At 52.1% G+C, this 24831-nt stretch carries 30 protein-coding genes; 17 read left to right on the top strand and 13 right to left on the bottom strand.

Annotated elements, in window-relative coordinates:
- Together NQ842_RS15680 and rimJ are read right to left on the bottom strand one after the other, a co-directional pair.
- Positions 1-651, bottom strand: coding sequence for a YceH family protein (locus NQ842_RS15680; RefSeq protein WP_182381565.1), 651 nt, complete (start codon positions 649-651; stop codon positions 1-3).
- 9 nt (positions 652-660) lie between these two features.
- Positions 661-1245: a ribosomal protein S5-alanine N-acetyltransferase gene (gene rimJ, locus NQ842_RS15685; protein WP_013097146.1), complete on the bottom strand. Its 585-nt coding sequence runs from the start codon at positions 1243-1245 to the stop codon at positions 661-663.
- A gap of 236 nt (positions 1246-1481) precedes the next feature.
- Between rimJ and mdtH the strand changes: the two genes are divergently transcribed.
- The 9 genes from mdtH (at position 1482) to NQ842_RS15730 (ending at position 8163) form a co-directional block, all read left to right on the top strand.
- A complete protein-coding gene (gene mdtH, locus NQ842_RS15690; protein ID WP_257256051.1) occupies positions 1482-2690 on the top strand; it encodes a multidrug efflux MFS transporter MdtH in 1209 nt (402 codons plus the stop codon).
- 120 nt (positions 2691-2810) lie between these two features.
- Positions 2811-3371: a lipoprotein gene (locus NQ842_RS15695; protein WP_014831428.1), complete on the top strand. Its 561-nt coding sequence runs from the start codon at positions 2811-2813 to the stop codon at positions 3369-3371.
- Between the two features lie 127 nt (positions 3372-3498).
- Positions 3499-4545 (top strand): dihydroorotase, encoded by a 1047-nt coding sequence (gene pyrC / locus NQ842_RS15700; protein ID WP_047362217.1) that lies wholly within the window; start codon positions 3499-3501, stop codon positions 4543-4545.
- A gap of 75 nt (positions 4546-4620) precedes the next feature.
- Positions 4621-4866 carry a DNA damage-inducible protein I gene (gene dinI / locus NQ842_RS15705; RefSeq protein WP_014831426.1) on the top strand — a complete coding sequence of 82 codons (246 nt, stop codon included), beginning with the start codon at positions 4621-4623 and terminating at the stop codon, positions 4864-4866.
- 272 nt (positions 4867-5138) lie between these two features.
- Positions 5139-5393: a biofilm formation regulator BssS gene (bssS, locus tag NQ842_RS15710; RefSeq protein ID WP_008500827.1), complete on the top strand. Its 255-nt coding sequence runs from the start codon at positions 5139-5141 to the stop codon at positions 5391-5393.
- A gap of 116 nt (positions 5394-5509) precedes the next feature.
- Positions 5510-6628 carry an N-methyl-L-tryptophan oxidase gene (solA, locus tag NQ842_RS15715; RefSeq protein ID WP_050861064.1) on the top strand — a complete coding sequence of 373 codons (1119 nt, stop codon included), beginning with the start codon at positions 5510-5512 and terminating at the stop codon, positions 6626-6628.
- A 55-nt stretch (positions 6629-6683) separates the two neighbouring features.
- The gene (locus tag NQ842_RS15720; protein ID WP_014831424.1) at positions 6684-6797 is read left to right on the top strand and encodes a DUF2770 family protein; all 114 of its coding nucleotides are present in this window, start codon (positions 6684-6686) and stop codon (positions 6795-6797) included.
- A 219-nt stretch (positions 6798-7016) separates the two neighbouring features.
- Positions 7017-7583 carry a cytochrome b gene (locus tag NQ842_RS15725; RefSeq protein ID WP_014831423.1) on the top strand — a complete coding sequence of 189 codons (567 nt, stop codon included), beginning with the start codon at positions 7017-7019 and terminating at the stop codon, positions 7581-7583.
- A 1-nt stretch (position 7584) separates the two neighbouring features.
- The gene (locus NQ842_RS15730; protein ID WP_014831422.1) at positions 7585-8163 is read left to right on the top strand and encodes a YceI family protein; all 579 of its coding nucleotides are present in this window, start codon (positions 7585-7587) and stop codon (positions 8161-8163) included.
- 41 nt (positions 8164-8204) lie between these two features.
- Here the strand turns inward: NQ842_RS15730 and NQ842_RS15735 are convergent, their stop codons facing one another.
- Positions 8205-9254: a rhodanese-related sulfurtransferase gene (locus NQ842_RS15735; protein WP_014831421.1), complete on the bottom strand. Its 1050-nt coding sequence runs from the start codon at positions 9252-9254 to the stop codon at positions 8205-8207.
- A gap of 223 nt (positions 9255-9477) precedes the next feature.
- Here NQ842_RS15735 and NQ842_RS15740 point away from each other — a divergent pair, with 223 nt between their 5' ends.
- The 3 genes from NQ842_RS15740 (at position 9478) to NQ842_RS15750 (ending at position 12235) form a co-directional block, all read left to right on the top strand.
- Positions 9478-10404: a Kdo(2)-lipid IV(A) acyltransferase gene (locus NQ842_RS15740; RefSeq protein WP_014831420.1), complete on the top strand. Its 927-nt coding sequence runs from the start codon at positions 9478-9480 to the stop codon at positions 10402-10404.
- 141 nt (positions 10405-10545) lie between these two features.
- Complete coding sequence (gene mdtG / locus NQ842_RS15745) at positions 10546-11763, top strand: multidrug efflux MFS transporter MdtG (protein WP_050861062.1); 1218 nt, start codon at positions 10546-10548, stop codon at positions 11761-11763.
- Between the two features lie 97 nt (positions 11764-11860).
- Positions 11861-12235 (top strand): MysB family protein, encoded by a 375-nt coding sequence (locus NQ842_RS15750; RefSeq protein ID WP_014831418.1) that lies wholly within the window; start codon positions 11861-11863, stop codon positions 12233-12235.
- 6 nt (positions 12236-12241) lie between these two features.
- Here the strand turns inward: NQ842_RS15750 and NQ842_RS15755 are convergent, their stop codons facing one another.
- From NQ842_RS15755 to mdoG, 3 genes are all read right to left on the bottom strand, one after another.
- Positions 12242-12469: a YceK/YidQ family lipoprotein gene (locus NQ842_RS15755; RefSeq protein ID WP_013097162.1), complete on the bottom strand. Its 228-nt coding sequence runs from the start codon at positions 12467-12469 to the stop codon at positions 12242-12244.
- Positions 12470-12552: 83 nt separating this feature from the next.
- Positions 12553-15081 (bottom strand): glucans biosynthesis glucosyltransferase MdoH, encoded by a 2529-nt coding sequence (gene mdoH / locus NQ842_RS15760; protein WP_014831417.1) that lies wholly within the window; start codon positions 15079-15081, stop codon positions 12553-12555.
- Positions 15074-16627, bottom strand: coding sequence for a glucans biosynthesis protein MdoG (gene mdoG / locus NQ842_RS15765; protein ID WP_043951602.1), 1554 nt, complete (start codon positions 16625-16627; stop codon positions 15074-15076). The genes mdoH and mdoG overlap by 8 nt, the downstream gene beginning before the upstream one ends.
- A 255-nt stretch (positions 16628-16882) precedes the next feature.
- Between mdoG and mdoC the strand changes: the two genes are divergently transcribed.
- Positions 16883-18022 (top strand): glucans biosynthesis protein MdoC, encoded by a 1140-nt coding sequence (gene mdoC, locus NQ842_RS15770; protein WP_043951601.1) that lies wholly within the window; start codon positions 16883-16885, stop codon positions 18020-18022.
- A 34-nt stretch (positions 18023-18056) separates the two neighbouring features.
- Here the strand turns inward: mdoC and ymdB are convergent, their stop codons facing one another.
- The 5 genes from ymdB to csgB all read right to left on the bottom strand — a co-directional run bounded on the left by ymdB (position 18057) and on the right by csgB (position 20531).
- On the bottom strand, positions 18057-18599 hold the full coding sequence (ymdB, locus tag NQ842_RS15775; protein WP_014831414.1) for an O-acetyl-ADP-ribose deacetylase: 543 nt from the start codon (positions 18597-18599) through the stop codon (positions 18057-18059).
- A 105-nt stretch (positions 18600-18704) separates the two neighbouring features.
- Positions 18705-19025 (bottom strand): type 1 fimbrial protein, encoded by a 321-nt coding sequence (locus NQ842_RS15780; protein ID WP_014831413.1) that lies wholly within the window; start codon positions 19023-19025, stop codon positions 18705-18707.
- A 161-nt stretch (positions 19026-19186) separates the two neighbouring features.
- Positions 19187-19519: a curli assembly chaperone CsgC gene (csgC, locus tag NQ842_RS15785; protein ID WP_014831412.1), complete on the bottom strand. Its 333-nt coding sequence runs from the start codon at positions 19517-19519 to the stop codon at positions 19187-19189.
- A 59-nt stretch (positions 19520-19578) separates the two neighbouring features.
- Positions 19579-20034 (bottom strand): curli major subunit CsgA, encoded by a 456-nt coding sequence (gene csgA / locus NQ842_RS15790; protein ID WP_014831411.1) that lies wholly within the window; start codon positions 20032-20034, stop codon positions 19579-19581.
- Positions 20035-20075: 41 nt separating this feature from the next.
- The gene (gene csgB, locus NQ842_RS15795) at positions 20076-20531 is read right to left on the bottom strand and encodes a curli minor subunit CsgB (RefSeq protein WP_046888595.1); all 456 of its coding nucleotides are present in this window, start codon (positions 20529-20531) and stop codon (positions 20076-20078) included.
- Between the two features lie 766 nt (positions 20532-21297).
- On the opposite strand from csgB, the gene csgD reads away from it, so the two are divergent.
- Genes csgD through csgG form a run of 4 tightly spaced genes read left to right on the top strand, consistent with a single transcriptional unit; the run spans position 21298 to position 23639 of the window.
- Positions 21298-21948 (top strand): biofilm master transcriptional regulator CsgD, encoded by a 651-nt coding sequence (gene csgD, locus NQ842_RS15800; RefSeq protein ID WP_257256052.1) that lies wholly within the window; start codon positions 21298-21300, stop codon positions 21946-21948.
- Between the two features lie 4 nt (positions 21949-21952).
- On the top strand, positions 21953-22342 hold the full coding sequence (csgE, locus tag NQ842_RS15805; protein WP_014831408.1) for a curli production assembly/transport protein CsgE: 390 nt from the start codon (positions 21953-21955) through the stop codon (positions 22340-22342).
- A 23-nt stretch (positions 22343-22365) separates the two neighbouring features.
- Complete coding sequence (gene csgF, locus NQ842_RS15810) at positions 22366-22779, top strand: curli production assembly/transport protein CsgF (protein ID WP_014831407.1); 414 nt, start codon at positions 22366-22368, stop codon at positions 22777-22779.
- 26 nt (positions 22780-22805) lie between these two features.
- The gene (gene csgG / locus NQ842_RS15815; protein ID WP_014831406.1) at positions 22806-23639 is read left to right on the top strand and encodes a curli production assembly/transport protein CsgG; all 834 of its coding nucleotides are present in this window, start codon (positions 22806-22808) and stop codon (positions 23637-23639) included.
- A gap of 43 nt (positions 23640-23682) precedes the next feature.
- On the opposite strand, the gene NQ842_RS15820 is transcribed toward csgG, so the two are convergent.
- Positions 23683-24165, bottom strand: coding sequence for a DUF1097 domain-containing protein (locus tag NQ842_RS15820; RefSeq protein ID WP_072095085.1), 483 nt, complete (start codon positions 24163-24165; stop codon positions 23683-23685).
- Positions 24166-24261: 96 nt separating this feature from the next.
- Positions 24262-24816, bottom strand: coding sequence for a molecular chaperone (locus NQ842_RS15825; protein WP_257256053.1), 555 nt, complete (start codon positions 24814-24816; stop codon positions 24262-24264).
- Between the last annotated feature and the right edge of the window lie 15 nt (positions 24817-24831).

The raw sequence follows: 24831 nt of genomic DNA on the forward strand, positions 1-24831 counted from the left end.
TCAATCTCCCAAATGTGCCAGCAATGCGTCCAGACGCTGTTTCAGCCCGGCGACCTCGTCTTCCAGCGCCTCTACGCGGGCAACCAAATCGTCCTCTCCAGCAGTGATATCGGCTGCAACGGACTTAACTGAAATATCAATTTCACCACTGAAGAGATGCATATAACGGCTTTCGCGTTTACCCGGCTCACGCGCCAGACGCACCACGTAAGGGCCGTCGTCACGAGTGGCAAGCCCATCCAGGGTCTGCTCAACCTCCTGCATATCGGCGAACTCATGCATGCGGGAAGCCCGGGTACGCAGTTCACCCGGCGTTTGCGCCCCGCGCAGTAACAGCGTGGTGATCACCGCCACCTCGGCGGCACTCAGCTTCAGATCGCCGAACTCTGAATTACAAAATCGCTGCTCATACTTGGTCACGCGGTTACCGAAACCGCTGACGGTACGCAGGTAATGGCGTTTAACCAGCTCGTCAAGAATGTCCTGCACCTCGTGCTCGCCGAGATTCATCACCGGCTCACGGTTGGTTTTCTGATTACACGCCATCGTCACGGCATTGACGGAGAGCGGATATTGCTCCGGCGTGGTGACCTGTTTTTCCAGCAAGCAGCCAATAACACGCGCTTCTGTCGCGCTTAACTGATATTTCATCTCTTCTCCTTAGCGGCCTGCAGTCCAGTCCCGGGTGGTTAATGCCGTCAGAACGTGGTCACGCCATTCTCCGTCGATCAGCAGATAATCTTTAGCGTAACCTTCTTTCTCAAACCCTAATCGCGCCAGCAAATTACCGCTGCGCTGATTATGCGGCATGTAGTTCGCCATAATGCGATGGATATGTTGGGTGCGCTGCATATAACGGATCGCTACCGTTAACGCCTCATACATCAGCCCTTGTCCTTGCCATTTCTGGCCGATGGAGTAGCCGAGGTAACAGGCGTGAAACGATCCGCGCACCACGTTGGAAAAGTTGGCAATGCCGATGATCTCTTTTTCCTCCGGATCCAGCAGCGCGAAATAGAACGCACTACCCTGCTTGTGGAATTCGGCAATCATGCTGAGGCGCGCCTGCCAGCCGGAAGGGTAGCAATGGCTCTCATCCCGAACGGGTTCCCAGGGTTTTAAAAACTGGCGATTCTCGGCGTAATAATCCGCCAGACGCCAGGCATCACGCTCATGCACCAGACGAACGACCAGCCTGTCCGTTGTCAGACGCACTTTTGGCACATTACTGCGATAGCCAAACATCGATACCACTCCTTCCCGTCACTTCTGCTTACCCATTAGCTTTACTATACCTGCGCCTGTGCCGTCTGTGAAAACAGTGACATACCATTTTGACCTCTTTTCACATTTTTCGATGAGAACTCTCTATCAAAGCGCTCTTTTGATAAAAAAATATTGTCACGTGCAGGGGTGGGAAAAAACGTGGCGACACCGCAGAATGTTAGCGTGCTCACCATCCTGTTTTCCCTGGAGGGAAAATGTCCCGCGTATCACAGGCCAGGAGCCTGGGTAAATATTTCCTGCTCGTCGATAACATGCTGGTCGTGCTCGGCTTTTTTGTGGTGTTTCCGCTTATTTCGATCCGCTTTGTCGATCAAATGGGCTGGGCGGCACTGATGGTCGGTATCGCGCTGGGGTTACGCCAGTTTGTCCAGCAGGGTCTGGGCGTGTTTGGTGGCGCCATAGCCGACCGCTTTGGTGCCAAACCGATGATCGTAACCGGTATGCTGCTGCGCGCGGCAGGCTTCGCCACCATGGCGATTGCTCAGGAGCCCTGGCTGCTGTGGTTCTCCTGCTTCCTCTCCGGTATCGGCGGCACCCTGTTTGATCCACCGCGCACCGCGCTGGTGGTTAAGCTCATTCGCCCGCAGCACCGGGGACGCTTCTTCTCGATTCTGATGATGCAGGACAGTGCCGGAGCGGTGATCGGCGCACTGCTGGGAAGCTGGCTGCTGCAGTACGACTTCCGTCTGGTCTGCGCAGCGGGCGCGGTGTTATTTATTCTGTGCGCCCTCTTTAATGCCCTGTTCCTGCCGGCCTGGAAACTGTCGACGGTCAAAGCCCCGGTGCGTGAAGGACTTGGCCGCGTCCTGCGTGACAAACGCTTCGTTACTTACGTGCTGACCCTGACGGGTTACTACATGCTGGCCGTTCAGGTAATGCTAATGCTCCCGATCATAGTGAACGACATCGCGGGCACGCCTGGCGCGGTAAAATGGATGTACGCCATTGAAGCCTGTCTTTCCCTGACCCTGCTGTACCCGATTGCCCGCTGGAGCGAACGACGTTTTCGCCTGGAGCATCGCCTGATGGCCGGCCTGTTACTGATGACACTCAGCATGATGCCCATCGGGCTGGTGAACTCACTCCAGCAGCTATTTACGCTGATTTGCACATTCTATATCGGCTCGATCATTGCCGAACCGGCACGTGAAACGCTGAGCGCTTCGCTTGCCGACGCGCGTGCTCGCGGCAGTTATATGGGGTTCAGTCGCCTGGGGCTGGCCTTTGGCGGTGCCTTAGGCTACGCCGGCGGCGGCTGGCTGTTTGATGCAGGTAAAGCGTTGAGTCAACCGGAACTGCCATGGATGATGCTCGGCGTGGTCGGTTTTATGACGCTCCTTGCGCTGTGGTGGCAATTCAGCCAGAAGCGCAGCGCGAGCGGCATGCTCGAACCTGGCGCATAACCCTCTCTCCGGCGGGGGTCCCCCGCCGTCATTATCAGTTTTTTCTGCTGGTTTCTGCTATTTCACCCTGACATACTGGCGTAACAGGACAGTAGCGCCGATTTTTCGTTGAGGAACACTATGAAAAAAATTGTCATTGCCGCCGCATTCATTGTCAGCGGCCTGCTGGTAGGTTGTAACCAGCTTACGCAATACACCGTCAGTGAGCAGGAAATTAATCAGGCGCTGGAAAAACATAACAACTTTTCAAAAGACATTGGTGTACCGGGGCTTGCCGATGCGCATATCGTCCTCAGCAACCTGACCAGTCAGATTGGACGCGAAGAGCCGAATAAAGTCACCCTCGCCGGGGATGCCAATCTCGATATGACCTCCCTCTTCGGCAACCAGAAAGCCAACATTAAGCTGAAGCTCAAGGCGCTGCCGGTCTTTAACAAAGAGAAAGGGGCCATTTTCCTGCAGGAGATGGAAGTGGTCGATGCGGAGGTTTCCCCGGATAAGATGAAACCGGTTATGCAGACTCTGATGCCCTATCTGAACCAGTCGCTGCGCAACTACTTTAACCAGCAGCCTGCGTATGTCTTAAGTGAAGACAAGAGCAAGGGTGAGGCGCTCGCGAAAAAATATGCCAAAGGAATAGAGGTGAAACCGGGAGAGATCGTCATTCCTTTCACCGATTAACCTGAAGGGGCGCAAAAGCGCCCTTTTTTTTACGGAAAAGTGTGCAAACGAAAACGTTTCCGCTTATGATTTGTGTCCGGCAAAAACAGCCATCCTTATGACTGATTCCTGACAAGCCGGAGCTTCCATGACTGCACAACCCCAGGTTCTAAAAATCCGCCGCCCTGACGACTGGCATATCCATCTGCGTGATGGCGATATGCTGAAAACCGTCGTGCCGTATACCAGCGAAATTTATGGCCGCGCGATTGTCATGCCTAACCTGGTGCCACCAGTCACCACCGTTGATGCCGCTATGGCGTATCGCCAGCGAATTCTTGATGCCGTGCCGGCGGGACATAATTTCACCCCGCTGATGACCTGCTATCTGACCGACTCCCTCGATCCGAATGAAGTGGAACGCGGCTTTAACGAAGGCGTGTTCACCGCGGCGAAACTCTACCCGGCTAACGCCACCACCAACTCCAGCCACGGTGTCACCAGCATTGACGCCATCATGCCGGTTCTGGAGCGCATGCAGAAACTGGGCATGCCGCTGCTGGTACACGGTGAAGTGACCCACGCCGAGATTGATATCTTCGACCGTGAAGCCCGCTTTATCGAAACCGTGATGGAGCCGCTGCGCCAGCGCCTTCCTGCGCTTAAAGTGGTGTTTGAACACATCACCACTAAAGATGCAGCGGAATATGTCCGCGATGGCAATGAGCTGATTGCCGCCACCATTACGCCACAGCACCTGATGTTTAACCGCAACCACATGCTGGTTGGCGGTGTACGTCCGCATCTCTATTGCCTGCCAATCCTGAAACGTAACATCCACCAGCAGGCGCTGCGTGAACTCGTTGCCAGCGGCTTCTCCCGCGCCTTCCTCGGCACGGATTCCGCCCCTCATGCACGCCATCGCAAAGAGGCAAGCTGCGGTTGCGCAGGCTGTTTCAATGCCCCGACGGCGCTCGCCAGCTACGCGACCGTGTTTGAAGAGATGAATGCCCTGCAGCACTTCGAGGCCTTCTGCTCGCTCAACGGACCACGCTTCTACGGGCTGCCGGTCAACGACACCTTTATTGAGCTGGAACGCAAAGAGAGCCAGGTGGACGAGGCCATTCCACTGACGGATGACACGCTGATCCCATTCCTGGCGGGTGAAACCGTCAACTGGACGGTAAAACGCTAAAAAAAACAATGCCCCTTGTTGTCAAAACGATAATATGCCTGTATAAATAAACAGTATATTACACAGGGGGCATTTATGCGTATTGAAGTCACCATAGCCAAAACAACCGTTCTGCCTGCTGGCGCACTTGATGCGCTGGCCGGTGAATTATCCCGCCGTATTAACAACACTTTTCCTGAAAATGCGGGCGCCGTAACGGTTCGTTACGCGGCGGCAAACAACCTCTCCGTCATCGGTGGCGCGAAAGAAGATAAAGACCGAATCAGCGAAATCCTGCAGGAAACGTGGGAAAGTGCCGATGACTGGTTCATCACAGATTAATCTTGCTCCCTCATTGTTCTTTTTTGCCGGGTCGCCCCGGCTTTTTTTCGCCTGAAATCCTGTTAGTTCAAATTAATTCGGCATCAGATTTAAAAATCGTGAACAAGATGGTGTTTTATTGTTCGAACAATCCTAAAAAGCAGAAAAATGTGTTGCCAACTGTTTATTTTTCCCTTCGGAACCCTTATTACTTGTATACTGAAGATGCTTTCAGAAAAACATGCATTGAACCTCAGAGCCGTTGTCTTCTAACACGCATTAAGGGGGTTATAATGGAAAAGAATAGTGAAGTCATCCAGACCCATCCGCTTGTAGGCTGGGATATCAGCACCGTAGATAGCTACGATGCGCTGATGCTGCGTTTGCACTACCAGACCCCGAATCAACTCAACCGTGAAGAAGCGGAAGTTGGACAGACGCTGTGGCTTACAACAGACGTCGCGCGCCAGTTTATTTCTATTTTAGAAGCAGGTATTGCCAAAATAGAATCTGGTGACTATCAGGAAAATGAGTATAAACGGCACTAGTTTTATACCTATTCTTCACTCAACAGGCACCCGTCGGGTGCCTTATTTATTTCTCCCTTGTATCAGCCTGCATAGTTAATTACTCTGCTAACAAAGCGTGAATTCAAGAGATGCATATGAGATACGACTTAATCATAATGGGTAGCGGATCCGTAGGTTCTGCCGCAGGTTATTACGCAACGCAAGCGGGTCTGAAGGTCCTGATGATCGATGCCCATCTGCCTCCGCATGCGGAGGGGAGCCATCATGGCGACACCCGACTCATTCGCCACGCCTATGGTGAAGGCGAGCGCTATGTTCCGCTGGTGCTCCGCGCCCAGACACTGTGGGATGAACTGGCCAAACTGACCGAAGAGCGCATTTTCGAACGCACGGGTGTCATCAACCTTGGCCCGGCGAGCTCTGATTTTCTGGCCAACGTGGAACAGAGTGCGAAAGCGTTCAACCTTGACGTTGAGAAACTGGACGCGGCGGGCATCATGAGCCGCTGGCCAGAGATCACCGTCCCGGACGATTATATCGGTCTGTTTGAAGCCAACTCCGGGGTCCTGCACTGTGAAACGGCCATCAAAACCTGGATCGGTCTTGCAGAAAAAGCGGGCTGCGCTCAGCTCTTCAACTGCCCGGTTGAATCCCTTACCCATCACGCTGACGGCGTTACGGTCACCACTGCGGATGGAGAATATTCAGCGTCCCGTCTGCTGGTTAGCGCAGGGACCTGGGTCACCCGTCTGTTGCCAGACCTGCCCGTTCAGCCGGTGCGCAAGGTCTTCTCGTGGTTCCAGTCGGATGGTCGTTACAGTGCGCAGAATAAATTCCCGGCGTTCACCGGCGAGTTACCGAACGGCGATCAGTTTTACGGCTTCCCGTCTGAGAAAGACGCGCTCAAAATCGGCAAACACAATGGTGGGCAGGCGATCTCTTCGCCTGAAGAGCGCAAACCGTTTGGTGCATACCCGCAAGATGGCTCCGAAGCCTTCTCGTTCCTGCGTAATATTCTGCCGGGCGTGGGTGGCTTACTTTATGGTGCAGCCTGCACCTACGACAATACACCGGACGAAGACTTTATCATCGACACCCTGCCGGGGCATGACAACACGCTGCTCGTCACCGGCCTGAGCGGTCATGGCTTCAAGTTCGCCTCTGTACTGGGTGAAATCGCCGCGCAGTTTGCCCAGGGTATCGCACCGCAGTTTGATCTTACCCCCTTCTCACTTTCGCGTTTTAACCGATAATCCGCCGCGGGCTCCGGACGTCCGGGGCCCGTTCTTCACATCAAAACGGGACGTTATGCGCAGGATCGTTAGCTTTCTTATCAACAACATTCGTGAGCATTTTATGCTCTATATTTTATTGTGGGCGTTACTGGCACTCATTGATATTATTTACATTGTATTTTACTGAAAGGCATTACTGACAATTTCTGACATTACTTTAGGTTGATTTAACCTTCACTCCGGCTGTTTATTGCGCCTTGGACGAAGCCATTGAATTACATTTGCGGATCATTTTCAAAACCGCTGAAATAAGAAAATTAAAAAACGATATCCAGTTATTTCAGTTGCAATATCATTTATTCCCGTTCATTTTTACTATTCTGTTAATTCATGAATGGTCATTCTGATGCAATTGCGTAACTCCTCTCAGCGCTACGGAATAATATCCATGTTTTTGCACTGGATAGTTGCCCTCACCGTTTATGCGATGTTCGGACTGGGACTGTGGATGGTGACGCTCAGTTATTACGACGGCTGGTATCACCAGGCACCAGAGCTGCATAAGAGCATCGGCGTCCTGCTGATGATGGCATTGGTTATTCGCGTGATCTGGCGTCATATTTCCCCGCCGCCTGCCGCGCCTAAAACCCACAGTAAACTGACGCGTGTCAGCGCTGTGGCCGCTCATATTGCCCTCTATCTCCTGTTGTTCGCGATTCTGATTAGCGGCTATCTCATTTCAACTGCAGACGGCAAGCCGATTAGCGTCTTTGGCCTGTTTGAGGTGCCGGCCACGCTCTCTGACGCGGGGGTTCAGGCCGATACCGCAGGCGTGGTTCATCTCTGGCTGGCATGGAGTGTGGTCATCCTCTCTGTGCTGCACGGGCTTGCCGCCCTTAAACACCATTTCATCGATAAAGACGATACGCTAAAGCGCATGCTTGGCCGTTCGTCAGTTGACTCTGGAGCATAAAATGAAAAAACACCTGCTGGGTATCGCACTGGGTTCTCTGTTATTCACCACCGGCTCGGCCGTGGCGGCTGATTATAAAATTGATAAAGAAGGCCAGCATGCCTTCGTCAATTTCCGTATTCAGCACCTGGGATATAGCTGGCTGTACGGTACCTTTAAGGATTTTGACGGCACATTCACCTTTGACGATAAAAATCCTGCCGCCGATAAGGTCAATGTGACCATTAATACAAACAGCGTCGACACGAACCATGCTGAGCGCGATAAACATTTGCGTAGTGCAGAGTTCCTGAATGTATCGAAATTCCCACAGGCAACCTTCGCGTCGACGGAAGTGAAGAAAGAGGGCGATAAGCTGAATATTACCGGCAATCTGACACTCAATGGTGTCACCAAACCGGTCACCCTCGACGCCAAATTACTGGGTCAGGGCGATGATCCCTGGGGTGGAAAACGTGCAGGCTTTGAAGCGGCAGGCAAAATTCATCTGAAAGATTTTAATATCACCACGGATTTGGGCCCGGCCTCTCAGGACGTGGAGCTGATTATTTCTGTTGAAGGTGTACAGCAGAAGTCATAATAAACACGCCCGGCAGGGTTTTACGTTGCCGGGCGTTATGCTTATTCCGGGTCAGGAATGCCGAGTTTGGTGTTCAGTCGGCCACGCGATTTATTAAAAATCTTATTGCCGTTTTCACGACCCGCACGACGGCGGCGCTGCTCTTCTTCCGGCAGCATGCTCTCTTCACTGCACAGTTCGCTGCAGCAGCCGTTAAACTTCTCCGCACACGCCGGGCACTGAATAAACAGCAGATGACATCCGTCATTTTTACAGTTGGTATGGGTGTCGCACGGTGCGCCGCACTGGTGGCAGTGGGCAATCACGTCCTCTGAAATACGCTCACCCATTCGCTCATCAAAGACGAAGTTTTTACCAATAAAACGTACCGGTAATCCCTGCTCACGGGCACGGCGGGCATACTCGATGATACCGCCTTCGATATGCCAGACCTTATTGAACCCGTTATGTTTCATCCACGCGCTGGCCTTTTCACAGCGGATGCCGCCGGTGCAGTACATAACGATTTTCTTATCTTTATGTTCCTGCATCATCTCAACCGCTTTCGGCAGCTGCTCGCGGAAGGTATCGGCCGGGATTTCCATTGCGTTCTCGAAATGGCCCACTTCATATTCGTAGTGGTTACGCATATCGATGAATACCGCGTCCGGGTCATCAAGCATCGCATTGACTTCCGCCGCCTTCAGGTATTCCCCCACGTCGGCCGGGTTGAATTCCGGGTCGTCAATGCCGTCTGCCACGATGCGCTCACGCACTTTCATGCGCAGCACCCAGAATGATTTACCGTCATCGTCCAGGGCAATGTTCAGGCGTAAGCCGTTCAGTGCCGGGTCGAAGCCGTAGAGAAAATCGCGGAAGGCGCTCACGTTGCTTTCCGGGATGCTGATCTGGGCATTGATACCTTCACGCGCCAGATAGACGCGCCCGAACACATTCAGCGCTGTGAAGGCTTTATAAAGTTCATCGCGGGTCGCTTGCGGATCGTTGATCGTGAAGTATTTATAGAATGAGATGGTCGTGCGCGGTTCGGTTTCAGCCAACATACGCGCTTTCAACATCTCATTCGATACGCGGTTGTGTAACACTGGCATGGTGTACAAGTCCTGCAATCGTTATTGAGAAAGTAAAATCGGTCGGCATCATATAGCAAACAATAACAATTTACATCCACACAATTTACGCTACATTTCTGTCAGCCTGAACTATTCGTCATAACAATTGCTGCATAAGTACGCGTTTCGACAACAGACATTTTGGCTATGTAGTAAAAAATGAGACACTAAGCCCTTCAGGACGTTAGAACACAGGACAGACATGACCCAGTTACCGAAATTTACTGTCGCCCTTATGCATCCCCGCTATTGGTTGACCTGGCTTGGCATTGGCTTTTTATGGCTTCTGGTCCAACTCCCCTACCCTGTTATTTTCCGTCTGGGCAAATGTTTGGGTCGTCTTGCGCAAACGTTTATGAAACGTCGCGCCAGGATTGCATACCGCAACCTTGAGCTGTGCTTCCCGCAGATGAGCGAGTCAGAACGTCATGACATGGTGACAAAGAATTTCGAATCTGTCGGCATGGGGCTGATGGAGACAGGAATGGCGTGGTTCTGGCCGGATAAACGCATGGCGCGCTGGAGCGTTGTTGCCGGAACGGGCATGGAGCCCGTGCATACGCTGCAGGCAAACCAGACGGGGGTGCTGCTGATTGGCGTACACTTTCTGACCCTGGAAATCGGTGCCCGTATGTTCGGTATGCAGGCGCCCGGCATTGGTGTTTATCGTCCTAACGATAACCCGGTTATCGATCTCATCCAGACCAATGGCCGTATGCGTTCCAATAAAAGTATGATCGACCGTAAGGATCTGAAGGGGATGATCCGCGCCCTCAAATCAGGTGAAGTGGTCTGGTACGCCCCCGATCACGACTACGGTCCGCAGTCCAGCGTATTTGTGCCGTTTTTCGCCGTTCAGGAGGCGGCCACCACCACCGGTACCTGGATGCTGGCGCGCATGTCCAAAGCCGCCATCGTTCCGTTTGTTCCACGTCGCAAACCGGATGGTTCTGGTTACGAATTAATTATGCTGGAACCGGAACTGGCCCCGCCGCTGACCGATGCAGAAACCACCGCGCACTGGATGAATGGCATTGTCGAGAAGTGCATAATGCTCGCGCCGGAACAGTATATGTGGCTCCACCGTCGCTTTAAAACGCGGCCAGAAGGCACGCCGTCCCGCTATTAACCCCCTGCGGCCCTACGGGCCGCTACCTGTTTTAGCTTTAAAAGCTCTTCCTCATTGCGGCAATCATAACCCGGGCGCATAATTAGCAGGCTTATTACTTCATGCCTTACGGTGTTCTGCACCCTTATTACGCGGATTGTTATGTCACCCTCAGATGCCCCCATAAACTGGAAACGTAACCTCACGGTTGCCTGGCTCGGCTGTTTTCTTACCGGCGCGGCGTTTAGCCTCGTGATGCCCTTTCTGCCCCTGTATGTTGAACAACTGGGCGTGACGGGTCACAGTGCGCTCAATATGTGGTCTGGTCTGGTGTTCAGCATCACTTTCCTCTTCTCCGCCATTGCTTCGCCGTTCTGGGGCGGCCTTGCCGACCGTAAAGGGCGCAAAATCATGCTGCTGCGCTCGGCGCTGGGGATGGCCATTATCATGGCGTTGATGGGCGTGGCACAGAACGTCTGGCAGTTTCTGATTTTGCGCGCCTTGCTTGGCCTGCTGGGGGGATTTATCCCCAATGCTAATGCGCTGATCGCCACCCAAATTCCGCGTCATAAAAGCGGCTGGGCGCTCGGGACGCTCTCAACCGGTGGCGTGAGCGGCGCATTACTGGGGCCTCTGGCCGGCGGCTTGCTGGCGGACAGCTATGGTCTGCGCCCGGTGTTTTTCATTACTGCCAGCGTGCTGTTCCTCTGCTTTATCGTCACGCTGATCTGCATTCGCGAACACTTCACGCCCGTCGCCAAAAAAGAGATGCTCCACGCGCGGGATGTGCTGGCTTCACTTAAGAACCCCAGACTGGTACTGAGTCTGTTTGTCACCACCCTGATTATTCAGGTTGCGACCGGTTCGATTGCCCCGATTCTGACGCTCTACGTTCGCGATCTGGCGGGCAACGTTAGCAATATTGCCTTTATCAGCGGCCTGATTGCGTCAGTACCCGGGGTGGCGGCTCTGCTCAGCGCCCCAAGGCTGGGCAAACTGGGAGATCGCGTGGGGCCGGAAAAGATCCTGCTCTGTGCCCTGGTGATCTCCGTCCTGCTGCTTATCCCGATGTCGATGGTGCAATCCCCGTGGCAACTGGGGCTGCTGCGTTTCCTGCTGGGCGCTGCCGACGGCGCGTTACTGCCCGCTGTTCAGACCTTGCTGGTCTACAACTCAACCAACCAAATCGCCGGACGTATATTTAGCTACAACCAGTCATTTCGCGACATCGGCAACGTTACCGGCCCGCTGGTGGGTGCCGGGATCTCTGCCAGCTTCGGTTTCCGCGCCGTCTTTATCGTCACGGCAGGCGTGGTGCTGTTTAATGCTATTTATTCATGGTTCAGCTTATCCCGGACATTACGGCCAGTGGCTGAATAAGACGAATGCGTGACGGCTTATTTTTGCATTCATACTTGCAGAATCAGATATTCAGCTATTCTTTCCCTGAAACCTTCTGGAAAACAGGGAGACACCAATGACCATGTACGCCACGCTGGAAGAAGCTATTGATGCCGCTCGTGAAGAGTTCCTCGCCGATAATCCCGGCGTTGACGAAGAAGATGCTGACGTGCAACAACTCAATATCCAAAAGTATGTCCTGCAGGATGGGGATATTATGTGGCAGGCCGAATTCTTCGCTGACGAAGGCGAAGAAGGCGAATGTTTGCCGATCCTGAGCGGTGAAGGTGCCCAGGCCGTCTTTGATGGCGACTATGATGAAATTGAGTTGCGTCAGGAGTGGCTGGAAGAAAACACCCTGCATGAGTGGGATGAGGGCGAATTCCAGCTCGAGCCACCACTGGATACAGAAGAAGGTCAGACGGCAGCTGATGAGTGGGACGAGCGTTAATTTCCGCTACTCGTAGGGGCCGTGGCTGGCATCGATGGGCAGCAATAGCGTGTCGAAAATCAGCGAGAACGGCAGATCGAGCACCGTAAGGTAGCGCCATGCGGAATCCCGGACATCCCATTTCACGCCCGGATAATACTGATTCCCGTGGCCCTGCCCTGGAATGGTGCGACTGATGATGCTGCCACAGCCACTCAGCAGACATGCCATCATGACGACGATGATTATTTTCATCCGTTACCTCTAAAAAAATACCGGCGATTAAGCCGGTATTTTATCTGTCGGGCGGCACATTGCTTACCCGCCCACGTAGCCACTTACTTCGCCTTCAGCGCCAGCGGGTTAAGCTTCAGATCGTTGTAGTAGTTCACCCACGACGAGTATCGCTCCGGGGACGACCAGACACGGTAGTGTAAACGCGACATGGTCACCGGATCGCTTAACAGCACCAGACGACGGTCGCGGTTAAGTTTTTCTGGCGTTTCGTTCAGCGCCTGCTCAACGTGACGATCGCGGGCAATCTCCAGCACCTTACTGGCACGGTGACGCGCGGTAGCCATAGCCGTTGCGAGGGCGTTAAACGACGGGTTAAACACCGCGTGCATAAAGCCATCATCCAGCGTACGACTGCGGTTCTGCTCCAGATACTTGTCGGTATCCACCAGCACCTGCGGCGGTGAATACTCTTCCGGGATCAGGAACAGTTTCCAGCGCTTGGTACGCAGGCCAACCGTTGAGCGGCTTGAAATGACCGACACAAACGGCGACAGGATCAGCGAGAAGACGATCGGCGCCAGCCAGAACAGGAAGCGCAGATCCAGCCATGCCATCCCTGCAGCCCACACCAGACCCAGCAGCAGCTGCGAGCCGTGACGCATAAAGGCTTCACCCCATGGCGTGGAGTCATCGTCACGCTGCGGTGAGTTCCAGACCACTTCCCAGCCCAGGAACGCGCTAACCACAAACACGGTATGGAACAGCATACGTACCGGCGCCAGCAGCACGGAGAACAGCACTTCCAGCAGCAGTGAAACCGTTACCCGGCAGAAACCGCCATACTCTTTTGAGCCCTTGCACCAGATCAGAATGATACTGAGCAGCTTTGGCAGGAACAGCAGCACCATGGTGGAGGCAAACAGCGCGATCGCCAGTTCCGGACGCCACTGTGGCCACACCGGGAACAGCTGACGCGGTTGCAGGAAGTACTGCGGCTCCGTCAGCGCATGCACCACCTGCAGAGCCGTGGACAGCGCCAGGAACATAAACCACAGCGGCGCGGACAGATAAGACATTACGCCGGTCAGGAATACCGCACGGTGAACCGGGTGCATCCCTTTGACGAGGAACAGACGGAAGTTCATCAGGTTCCCGTGACACCAGCGGCGGTCACGCTTAAGTTCATCCAGCAGGTTCGGCGGCAGTTCTTCATAGGAGCCAGGCAGATCGTAGGCAATCCAGACGCCCCACCCTGCACGACGCATCAACGCCGCTTCCACGAAGTCGTGCGACAGAATCGAACCGGCAAACGAACCTTCACCCGGCAGCGGAGCCAGCGCACAGTGCTCAATAAACGGCTTCACGCGAATAATGGCGTTGTGACCCCAGTAGTGGGACTCACCCAACTGCCAGAAGTGCAGACCGGCAGTAAACAGCGGCCCGTAAACACGGGTGGCAAACTGCTGGCAGCGCGCGTAAAGCGTGTCCATGCCGGACGCTTTTGGCGAAGACTGGATGATACCCGCGTTCGGGTTAGCTTCCATCAGACGCACCAGACCGCTCAGACAGTCACCGCTCATCACCGAGTCGGCGTCGAGCACCACCATGTAGCTGTACTGGTTACCCCAGCGACGGCAGAAGTCATCAATGTTGCCGCTTTTACGCTTCACACGACGACGACGACGACGGTAGAAGATCTGACCTTCACCCTGTACTTCTGCAATCAGCTCCATCCAGGCTTTTTGCTCGGCAACGCAGATGTCCGGATTGTAGCTATCGCTCAGGATATAGACGTCGAAATGGGCGGCGTTACCGGTTGCCTTAACGGACTCCCAGGTTGCGCGCAGACCCGCGAATACGCGGTCAACGTCTTCGTTACAGATAGGCATAATCAGCGCCGTACGGTGCTCAGGATTCAGGGGTTCATCCCCGACCGTAGACGCCGAAATGCTGTATTTGTCTCGTCCCATCAGCAGCTGCAGGAAGCCCATCAGCGCGGTCCAGAAACCGGCCGATACCCAGCAGAAGAGAACGGCGAACAGCAGCAGAATGCCACTTTGCAGGATATACGGCAGCAGTTGCATGAAGGAGACCCAGATATCCTGGCCCATCATGTCTGCCGGGTTGATCAGCGCCCAGCCCTGGTAAGGCAAAATGGTCTTCATGTACCAGGTTGCGACCACCGTCTGTGCCAGGGTCAGCAGCAGCAGGATGTAGCGACGGATCGTCCCCACGGTACGCCATTTCTGTTCGGAGGCCTGCTCTTCTTTCGTCAGACGTGACAGATAACGAGGCGTAACGTCACGCCCGCGCAGGCGATCCCAGAAGCGGCCAACCGGGTTGGTACGCCAGGGGTCGGGGAACATGGAAGAACGCGTTGCCTTTGGCATCGCCTGAAGCTGATCGCGCCCTTCGTCGTCTTTAATCAACTGCCCTTCTGCCAGCGAGTCCGGCCATGCCTGCTCCAGACGTGCCTTCACTGACCCCAGCGGAGAATCGTCATCACGTGAAAACTGACGATGTTCCCCATCCAGCGCGGCATGTACCGCGCGGATGTCGCTCTCAGGCAGTGCCGCTTTTTCAATATCCGTCAGCGGCATGGCATCAATATATTCAGATGTATTATTCATTGGCAGGTAGCTGATAGCTCCAGGTTTCACTCAGCGGCTGATCGTTGCTGACCAGCGCAGCGCGCATTTCAGTGGTCTGTTTCGGATCTTTCACTTTCACGCGCAGGGTCAGACGCCACCCTTTCGTTACCGGGTTGTAGCGTACGGCGTTCTCAACGATTTCACCGTTATCACCGATGCTGGCCTGTGCGGTCACGGCAGTATCCGGCGCCAGTTTCTTCATGTCCTGGCCTGTGAAGTCCACCACGAAAGCGACGGTACCGTCAGGCTGACGGATAAGGTTTGACTGTTTCACGTCACCCGTTGAACGGCGAGTCTGCATGACATACGCGTTATCCGGCGCATGCAGTTTGTCTTCGTCACGGCTAAAGGTGATCGTGTATTTGAAGTTCATCTCTTTCCCGGCTTCCGGCAGCTGATCCGGCGTCCAGTAAGCGACGATGTTATCGTTGGTTTCATCATTGGTTGGGATTTCAACCAGTTCAACCTTCCCTTTACCCCAGTCACCTTTCGGGGTCACCCACGCGCTTGGACGCAGGTCGTAGCGGTCATCCAGATCTTCAAAGCGAGAGAACTGACGGCCGCGCTGCAGGAGGCCGAAACCTTGTGGGTTTTCCATCGCAAAGCTGCTGACGGCCAGATGTTTCGGGTTGTTCAGCGGACGCCAGATCCACTCACCGTTACCGGCATGAATAGAGAGACCATTGGAGTCGTGCAGTTCAGGGCGGAAGTTGGTCGCCGGTGACGGCTGGTTCGGCCCAAACAGGAACATACTGGTCAGCGGCGCAACGCCCAGTTTGCCCACTTTGTCGCGCAGATACACCTTAGACTGCACGTCAACGACCGTGTCACGTCCTGGCATAATCACAAAGCGATACGCGCCGGTTGCACGCGGGGAATCCAGCAGTGCGTAGATAGTCAGACGTTTATCCGTTGGTTTTGGACGTTCGATCCAGAACTCGCGGAAACGCGGGAATTCTTCACCTGATGGCAGCGCGGTATCAATAGCCAGGCCGCGCGCAGAAAGCCCGTACACCTGCCCCGCGCCAATAACGCGGAAGTAGCTGGCACCGAGCATGCTGACGATTTCGTCGTTTTTATCTTTGCTGTTGATCGGATAAAGCACTTTGAAGCCTGCGAAGCCCAGGTCTTTAACCGTATCTTTGTCGTGCTGCACATCGCCAAAATTGAAGTAATCCGGGCTGTACTTGATTTTACGTACCGCTGTAGCCGTCACTTCATTGATGGCGACAGGCGTGTCGAAGTACATACCCTGATGATAAAATTCAAGCTTGAACGGGGTCTTAATATTGTTCCAGTACGCTTTATCGTGATTGAACTGGATCTGCTGATAGTCCGCATACTTCATGTCGCGGAAAACGGAGGGCAAGTTACTTTTCGGCGCTTCGTAGCTCTTGCCTGCCATCGATTTTGCCTGTTTTGCGACATCGTCGATGTTAAAGGCCAGTGCCGATGAGGTATACAGGGACAACACCACTGCAGCACCCAACCAACGCATTTTCATCATCTGTGGTTTATGTTTCATAATAAGTAAGCACTTCCCCCTTTGTGTGCTTATATCGATCCGATCCATTTTAATGGAAACTCAGGCAATCCGACAACATTATCACCGCTTTGTTCAGCTCGCTGGCTCAGGGATTAAGCAAATGAAAGAACCCGCTTTTCACTTTGCGTGCTTATCCTGGAGACAGGGTGTCGGTCTTGGTGTAGGGTTGGCTTCGAATGTAACCATTATGAGTCTTAGGGATAAGGCGAAAAGTCTGAGAATGCACAAAGTTATATGAGCACAACACCAGTAGAACGTGAATATTTCCTCGACTCGATCCGGGCATGGCTGATGCTATTGGGGATCCCCTTCCACATTTCATTGATATACTCCAGCCACACCTGGCATGTTAATAGTCAAATGCCCTCCTGGTGGCTGACGCTGTTTAATGACTTTATTCACGCCTTCCGCATGCAGGTGTTTTTCGTCATTTCTGGCTACTTCTCTTATATGCTGTTTCTGCGCTACCCGATCAAGCGCTGGTGGAAAGTGCGCGTGGAGCGCGTCGGCATTCCGATGCTGACCGCCATTCCCCTGCTGACGCTGCCGCAGTTCATTATGTTGCAGTACGTAAAAGGTAAGGCGGAGAACTGGCCTAACCTGTCGCTGTATGAAAAATACAACACCCTGGTCTGGGAGCTGGTATCTCACCTCTGGTTCCTGCTGGTGCTGGTGGTGCTCACCACAGTCAGCGTGTTTATTTTTGGCCGCTTGCGCCGTCATTTAAGCCATAAAGCTAACGCCTTCTTCGCCAGTATCACCCTCGGGAAACTGTCGCTGCTCTTTTTACTGCTGGGCATCGCCTATGCCGCGGTCAGACGCACCCTGTTTATCGTTTATCCGCCGATACTGAGCGACGGTCTGTTCAATTTTGTGGTAATGCAGTCGCTGTTCTACATCCCCTTCTTTTTAATCGGGGCGCTGGCCTTTATTTATCCAAAGCTTAAATCGCTGTTCACGACGCCCTCGCCGTGGTGTGCTTGTGGGGCCGCCATCGCGTTTGCGGCCTATCTGTTAAATCAGCGCTACGGCAGCGGTGATGCCTGGATGTATGAAACCGAGAGCGTCATTACCATGCTGCTGGGCCTGTGGATGGTGAATGTGGTCTTTGCCCTTGGCCACCGCCTGCTCAACTTTAAGTCCAGCCGCGTGACCTATTTCGTCAATGCGTCGCTGTTTATCTATCTGGTGCACCATCCCCTCACGCTGTTCTTCGGGGCCTATATCACACCGCATATCGCCTCCAACACGCTGGGCTTCTTTACCGGGCTGGTCTTTGTGATTGGAATCGCCATCGTGCTTTACGAAATCCATCTGCGGATACCGCTTCTGCGTTTCCTTTTCTCCGGGAAACCGCAAGTAAGAGCATCATAAAAAAACGCGGCGCACTCAGTGCGCCGCGTATATTTCAGGTCTCTAATTCCTGTCCGCGCTGGGTCAACAGCCGCTGATAAAGATGCAGTGTCTCCTCATCGAAACAGACAAATGTCACTTTTTCGGGCATCGGTTTGAGCGACAGGTAACGATATACGGTGTCTACCGCAATCGTCGCTGCGGCGGCTTTCGGATAGCCATACACCCCTGTGCTGATCGCCGGGAATGCCATGGTTTTATAGCCATTGTCGGCGGCCAGGCGCAGGCAGTTTCGGTAAGCCTCTTCAAGGAGACTCGCCTCGTGCCGATCACCGCCATGCCATACTGGCCCCACGGCATGAATCACCGCTTTCGCGGGAAGATCGCCCGCAAGCGTAATAACGGCATGACCCGGTGGGCACTCCCCCTGTTGCTGACGCACAGTCTTGCAGGCTTCCAGCAGTTGCGGTCCGGCAGCCCGGTGGATAGCGCCATCCACGCCACCGCCGCCCATCAGTGACGGATTGGCTGCATTGACGATAACATCAACGTGCATCGTCGTGATATCGCCATGAATAACGTCAATTTGCGGTTTCATAAATACCCTCTGCTTCCCGCCATTTTCTTAAGTGTATCGCAGAGGTACCCGAGAGAAAAAACTATCGGGAAAAACCTCTTCCGCCGGCAGGCGGAAGAGAACGAATCAACGGTATTGAATTTCCACCACCGCGAGCGTTTTTTCAGGATTGAGGTATTTCATGCTGAGGGAGGCAAGGCTGGAATCGGTCACATGCCCATTAAGTGCCTCTTCATAACTGACCATGCGCGTTTGCATCTGGTTATTTTCCGGGCATGACAGCGCAAATTGCCGCTGTTGTGCAGTCACTTCACAGGGGTCTGCGACAATCGCGCCGCGAAAATGAATCACCCCACCCTCCACAACCGTCGCCGCAAAAACCGGGGTAATAAAAAGAGAGACGAGCAGACTAAAACCAGAAACGAGTTGAGCGGTATATTTGGTCACTTGTATGTACTCCTCAATGAAAATCGTCCTTGAGGGGTAAAAGCGCTCCATTAAAGCAAACGTAGTTTCACGTCCCGGAACATAGTTGCTCAGTTCCTGTTAACAGCATAGCTCAACGGTGAAGGCCTGCCACATTGGCAAATCATTGATTTTATAAATGATTAAAGCGCCCTTCCCGGCGGTGACCACTGCTGTGATAAATGAAGCGATTTACCATCAGAGACGGTGACAATAATGTTCACCGTATCCCCCGTAGCAATATTTAAACTCAGCCGCATTAAATCGATCGTCTGATTAGCGGGGATAAAAAGCTTGTTTTGCTGCCGTGATGTACTTTGGCCACTTTGCCCTTCTCGTTGAGCGACTATTTGCACCAGACACTCACACGACTGCGTCAATATGACCTGAGGAATAATGGTGGTCATATCGCCCTGCTGCGCTGTGTTAAACGTTATCTGACTGGATAGTGCAGCAAGAAGGATTAAGGTATTCATGATCAACTCCCGAAAAAAAACAGGGCCGCAGCCCTGTTTTTGTCGCACATATTTCAGTATTAATACTGATAGGCTGAAGCGTGGTTACCAAAACCAATCTGGGTAACATTGACCGTAGAATTAGAGGCGGTCTGATCGACGAGCGCGCCGTTGAAACCACCGTACTGACTTACGTTCATAGTAGAGTCGTGGCTGTTCCACTGGTCAAGTGTTGCGCTGTTGGCAAAACCATTCTGGGTCAGAGAAATGGTGCTGTCGTCAGAACCTTGTCCGACATCCGCGCCATTACCGCCACCACTCTGGCTAATAGACAGCGTTGAATCTCTGGCATTTGTCTGCAAGGCGACAGCTGAGTTACCGCCACCGTTCTGGTAAATATTCAGGGTTGAATTTGGGCCATTACCGCCGTGACCATGACCATGTCCGTGGCCCCAGCCACCTTGATCAATAAGACCGGCCATAGCACTACCAGAAACGACGATTGCTGCAAGAGCTGCCACTTTGATAAATTTCATGGTAAAACCCCCATCGGATTGATTTAAGTCGCCGCGAATAACTAACGTTGAATAACGCGAATTGCCATTTGCGACTGTTTTTGCACTACAACTGCGTTTTTCTGTGTACCGTACTGCGTAATGCTTGCTCTATTACCCGACCCTTTCTGGATAATTTTCGCACTATTACCAAATCCGTCTTGCGTAATATCTGCATCATTCGCAAAGCCGCTCTGAGCGATATATGCAAAATTATAAGTCCCTGATTGATCAACGCGCGCCCTGTTACCTGACCCATCCTGGGAAACAATGGACAGTAATTTTGAACCGTCCTGGCGTACCTGAGCGTCATTTAATACGCCCTGTTGACCAATAATGGCTGCCTGATTTAATGATGAACGGCTTATTTCATTAACCGCAAAGTTATATTCAGCGTTAGCCAAATCTGAATTCGCTGCGGTTACAAACCCAGGCACTCCCAGTAATGTAAACATCATAAATAACGATGTGTTTTTCATGTTGTCACCCTGGACCTGGCTATATTTAAAATTTCATTGCCATGTAACTGTGGCTTCATGTTAGAACGACTCGTATTTTGTTAACGCGTCGTTACGGTGAAGAGTATGTCCGTCGAAACATTTTAAATATCTCACCCGCGCGGCTTATTTTTATTTATCACGTCACCTCAAAGTAGTAATTTTTCAGAAAAACAGCTGAAAACAGGACAGCTTAATTTTTTATTGCAGCGTTTAAAAAATCAGGTTGTACAGCACCAGGAAGCGCTGTCCAGACTTTCTTTACAGAAGGTTAAACGTAACGGCAGGATGACATTTCTCTCAGTGCGTGACACAACGCGTGTTTTCTTAAGATGCAGAACCGTTCATTCATGGTCTTAGATAAATCCAGCAACTCATACCTGTTCACAACTCAAAAACAATTAATAATAATGAATATAATCAAAATGATATAAATATTTGTATGATTTTTAAAATTTGTGCACACTTATTTCAATGTACAACTTTCTCATCATTTTACAGCATCCATGAAAGCTCATTTTCACAAATTAATATTGATTTTTACATCTTGTTACACGTTTAACACTTGCTTTAAACTTCGTAAAAGCTAGATTGAAATTAGATGTACGAAATTGGTTTTATATTTACCTCCCCTGTGGAGGCTATGGCTTAATTCTACACACAGCAGCGCAACATCTGTCAGTACTTCTGGTGTCCTCTTTTCACAGGAGGACAACTGCCAGGTGTCAAAAAAAAGTGGGGTTTCATCATGTTTAATGAAGTCCATAGTTTACATGGTCATACATTACTGTTGATCACAAAACCTTCTTTACAGGCGACCGCTTTATTACAACATTTAAAGCAATCTTTATCACTGAACGGAAAATTGCATAATATTCAACGTTCTTTCGATGATATTGCACCTCGCAGCATCATTCTTTTCGATATGATGGAAGCGGATAAAAAGCTCATCCATTACTGGCAAGATACTTTAAGCAGGAAAAACAATAATATCCGCGTGCTATTATTGAATACCCCTGACGAGTACCCTTTCAGGGACATCGAAAGTTGGCCGCATATCAATGGCGTGTTCTACGTCACTGAAGAAGAAAATCGGGTGGTAGAAGGCCTGCAAGGTATCTTGCGAGGAGAGTGTTATTTTTCGCAAAAGCTGGCCAGCTATCTTATTACGCACTCCGGAAATTACCGCTACAACAGTTCAGAATCGGCATTGCTCACGCACCGGGAGAAAGAGATCCTGAACAAATTGCGCATTGGTGCTTCAAATATTGAAATCGCCCGTTCGTTATTTATCAGCGAAAATACGGTTAAGACGCACCTTTATAATCTTTTCAAGAAGATAGCTGTTAAAAACCGAACTCAGGCGGTTTCATGGGCAAACGATAACCTCAGGCGTTAATCACATGAAACGCACCTTGAGTTGGATTGCCGCAGCGGGCTTTCTGCTCGCTGCCGGGAACCTGCAGGCCGTCGAGGTCGAAGTTCCCGGATTGTTAACAGACCATACCGTCTCCTCTGTCGGGCACAGTTTTTATCGTGCTTTCAGTGATAAATGGGACAGTACGTACCCTGGTAATATAACAATCAACGAGCGGCCCAGTGCACGATGGGGAAGTTGGATAACAATAACGGCTAACCAGTTCGTTATATATCAAACTTTTTTATTCCCCACCAAAATAGACTTCGATAAAAACGTAGCCTTAGCGCTGGCACAATCAGAAGACGCTATAAATCGCATGCAAATAGATAAAGCGCTATTAAGCACCAGCGATTTAGCAAAAGACGAGTTCTAGCGAACCTATATCCGGAGGCTGTCATGCGTATTGCATATGCAGTTGTTTCGTTAATGCTAATAACCCCATTAAGCTGGGCCGGGAATATGACATTCCAGTTCCGTAATCCCAACTTTGGTGGTAACCCGAACAATGGGGCGTTCATGTTGAATGAAGCCCAGGCACAAAATTCTTATAAAGATCCGAGCTTTAATGATTTTAGCGTGGATACCCCATCCGCACTGGACAACTTCACCCAGGCTATCCAGTCGCAAATTTTGGGCGGTTTGCTGACAAACATTAATACCGGTAAACCCGGCCGCATGGTGACAAATGACTTTATTGTCGACATCGCCAACAGGGACGGGCAGCTCCAGTTGAATGTTACCGACCGTAAAACCGGAAAAACCTCCACCATTCAGGTTTCCGGTCTACAAACAAACTCAACTGACTTCTAAACAACCCCAAAATAAGGACAACGATCATGCAGCGCTTCCTGATACTTGTTGCAGTGTGCTTATTGAGCGGTTGTTTAACTGCTCCCCCCAAAGAAGCTGCAAAACCGACATTATTGCCTCGGGCTCAAAGTTATCGTGATTTAACCCATTTACCTGCGCCTACGGGTAAAATATTTGTCTCCGTCTACAACATTCAGGATGAAACGGGGCAATTTAAACCTTACCCGGCAAGTAACTTCTCCACGGCCGTGCCGCAAAGCGCCACCGCCATGCTGGTAACCGCGCTGAAGGATTCACGCTGGTTTATTCCGCTGGAACGTCAGGGACTGCAAAACCTGCTAAATGAACGAAAAATTATTCGTGCGGCGCAGGAGAATGGAACCGTCGCGGATAATAACCGTATGCCGCTGCAATCCCTGGCAGCCGCGAACGTCATGATTGAAGGGTCGATTATCGGTTACGAAAGTAACGTTAAATCGGGTGGTGCTGGCGCGCGTTACTTCGGTATCGGCGCAGATACACAGTATCAGCTCGACCAAATCGCCGTTAACCTGCGTGTCGTTAACGTCAGTACAGGGGAAGTTCTCTCTTCGGTAACAACCAGCAAAACCATTCTGTCTTATGAAGTGCAGGCTGGGGTGTTCCGCTTCATCGACTACCAGCGTCTGCTGGAGGGTGAAATCGGTTATACCTCTAACGAACCGGTGATGATGTGTCTGATGTCAGCCATTGAAACCGGAGTTATCTTCCTGATAAATGATGGTATCGATCGCGGGCTGTGGGATCTGCAGAACAAAGCAGACGTGCAGAATCCGGTACTGGTGAAATACCGCGACATGTCGGTTCCTCCGGAATCCTGACAGGACGCGCATAAAAAAGGCGAGACAGGTATCTCGCCTTTTTTTATTCACTCACCGCAGGAATGTTTTGCGCTTTTTCCCGTCGTGCCGCCAGCCACAGGCCGCTGTTCTTCATGGCATAGCCAAACAGTAATCCCAGCGCCAGTGAGGGAACCACCAGCTTCCAGTCCCCCTGCCCTGCAAAGGTGGCGCACGCCCCCATAAAGGTGCCAGGTACAAACGACAGCAATAAATGCTTTGCCTGAACACACATCAAAAAGGCGACCACGCCCGTCATGATATAGCCGAGGATCTCCAGATGTGGCGCGAGCGCACTGCCTTTCATGATAACCAGCGCCCAGATAACGCCGCTCATCAGCGTGCAGCCCGAGATAAACAGCCCTTTGAGGCCTCCCTGCGGGCAGGCGAAATAGGCCGTGCAGCCGAGGAACCCGGCCCAGCTGAGCAATCCGAGGGACACGGCCACCCATCCCCACAGCCCGGAGAGAATACCCGTCGTTATTGCGATACAAAGTAATATGTTCATGGCGCGCATCTTAGCAGAAGCGCGCCATGGAAATGAGATCAGAAGCACATTACATGCAAGATGATGCGCATTGTTGCAGAATTATTGTGATCTAAATCACTCTTCGTTCTCTTCTTCGAGCTCATCCCACATTGCAGCAATGGCATCACGCGTCAGCGGAGCCAGCGTTCTCCAGAATGGCGAGGTGGCATGCGCTTCAACTTTCCCAAGGAATGTCCCGACCCACGGCAGCAGGTAGGTTTCGAACAAGGTTTCGATGGCTTCGTTCTCATCATCACCGGCGTGGTCTTCGATCCAGGACGCGGCCAGCAGCAGCGTACCGATATGATCGGCAGGCGTATCGGTCAGCGGCATACCCCGTTCAGAGAGAAATGCGCGCACTTCCGCTTCCGTTGCCCCTTCCTGCCAGGCTGAGCGGTATGGCGAAACACGGCACTCGTCACCCACAAACAGCGTGTTGTAATCTGTTGAAATCTGCTGCATGTCGCAGCTTTTCTGCAGGCGCTCCAGCAAATCATCCTGTTCCAGCGGCCAGTTCTGTGCCAGTTTCCCTTCACGAATTAATGTAAAGAGCGGAACCAGCAGCGGGTCTTGTGGCTGGCGATAGTACAGCGTACCCAGCACGCGGCAGAGGATGGAAAACTCATTCATTTTTTTATTCCATTA

This window comes from Enterobacter cloacae complex sp. R_G8 (assembly GCF_024599795.1).
GTDB classification, from domain to species: Bacteria; Pseudomonadota; Gammaproteobacteria; order Enterobacterales; family Enterobacteriaceae; genus Enterobacter; species Enterobacter dissolvens.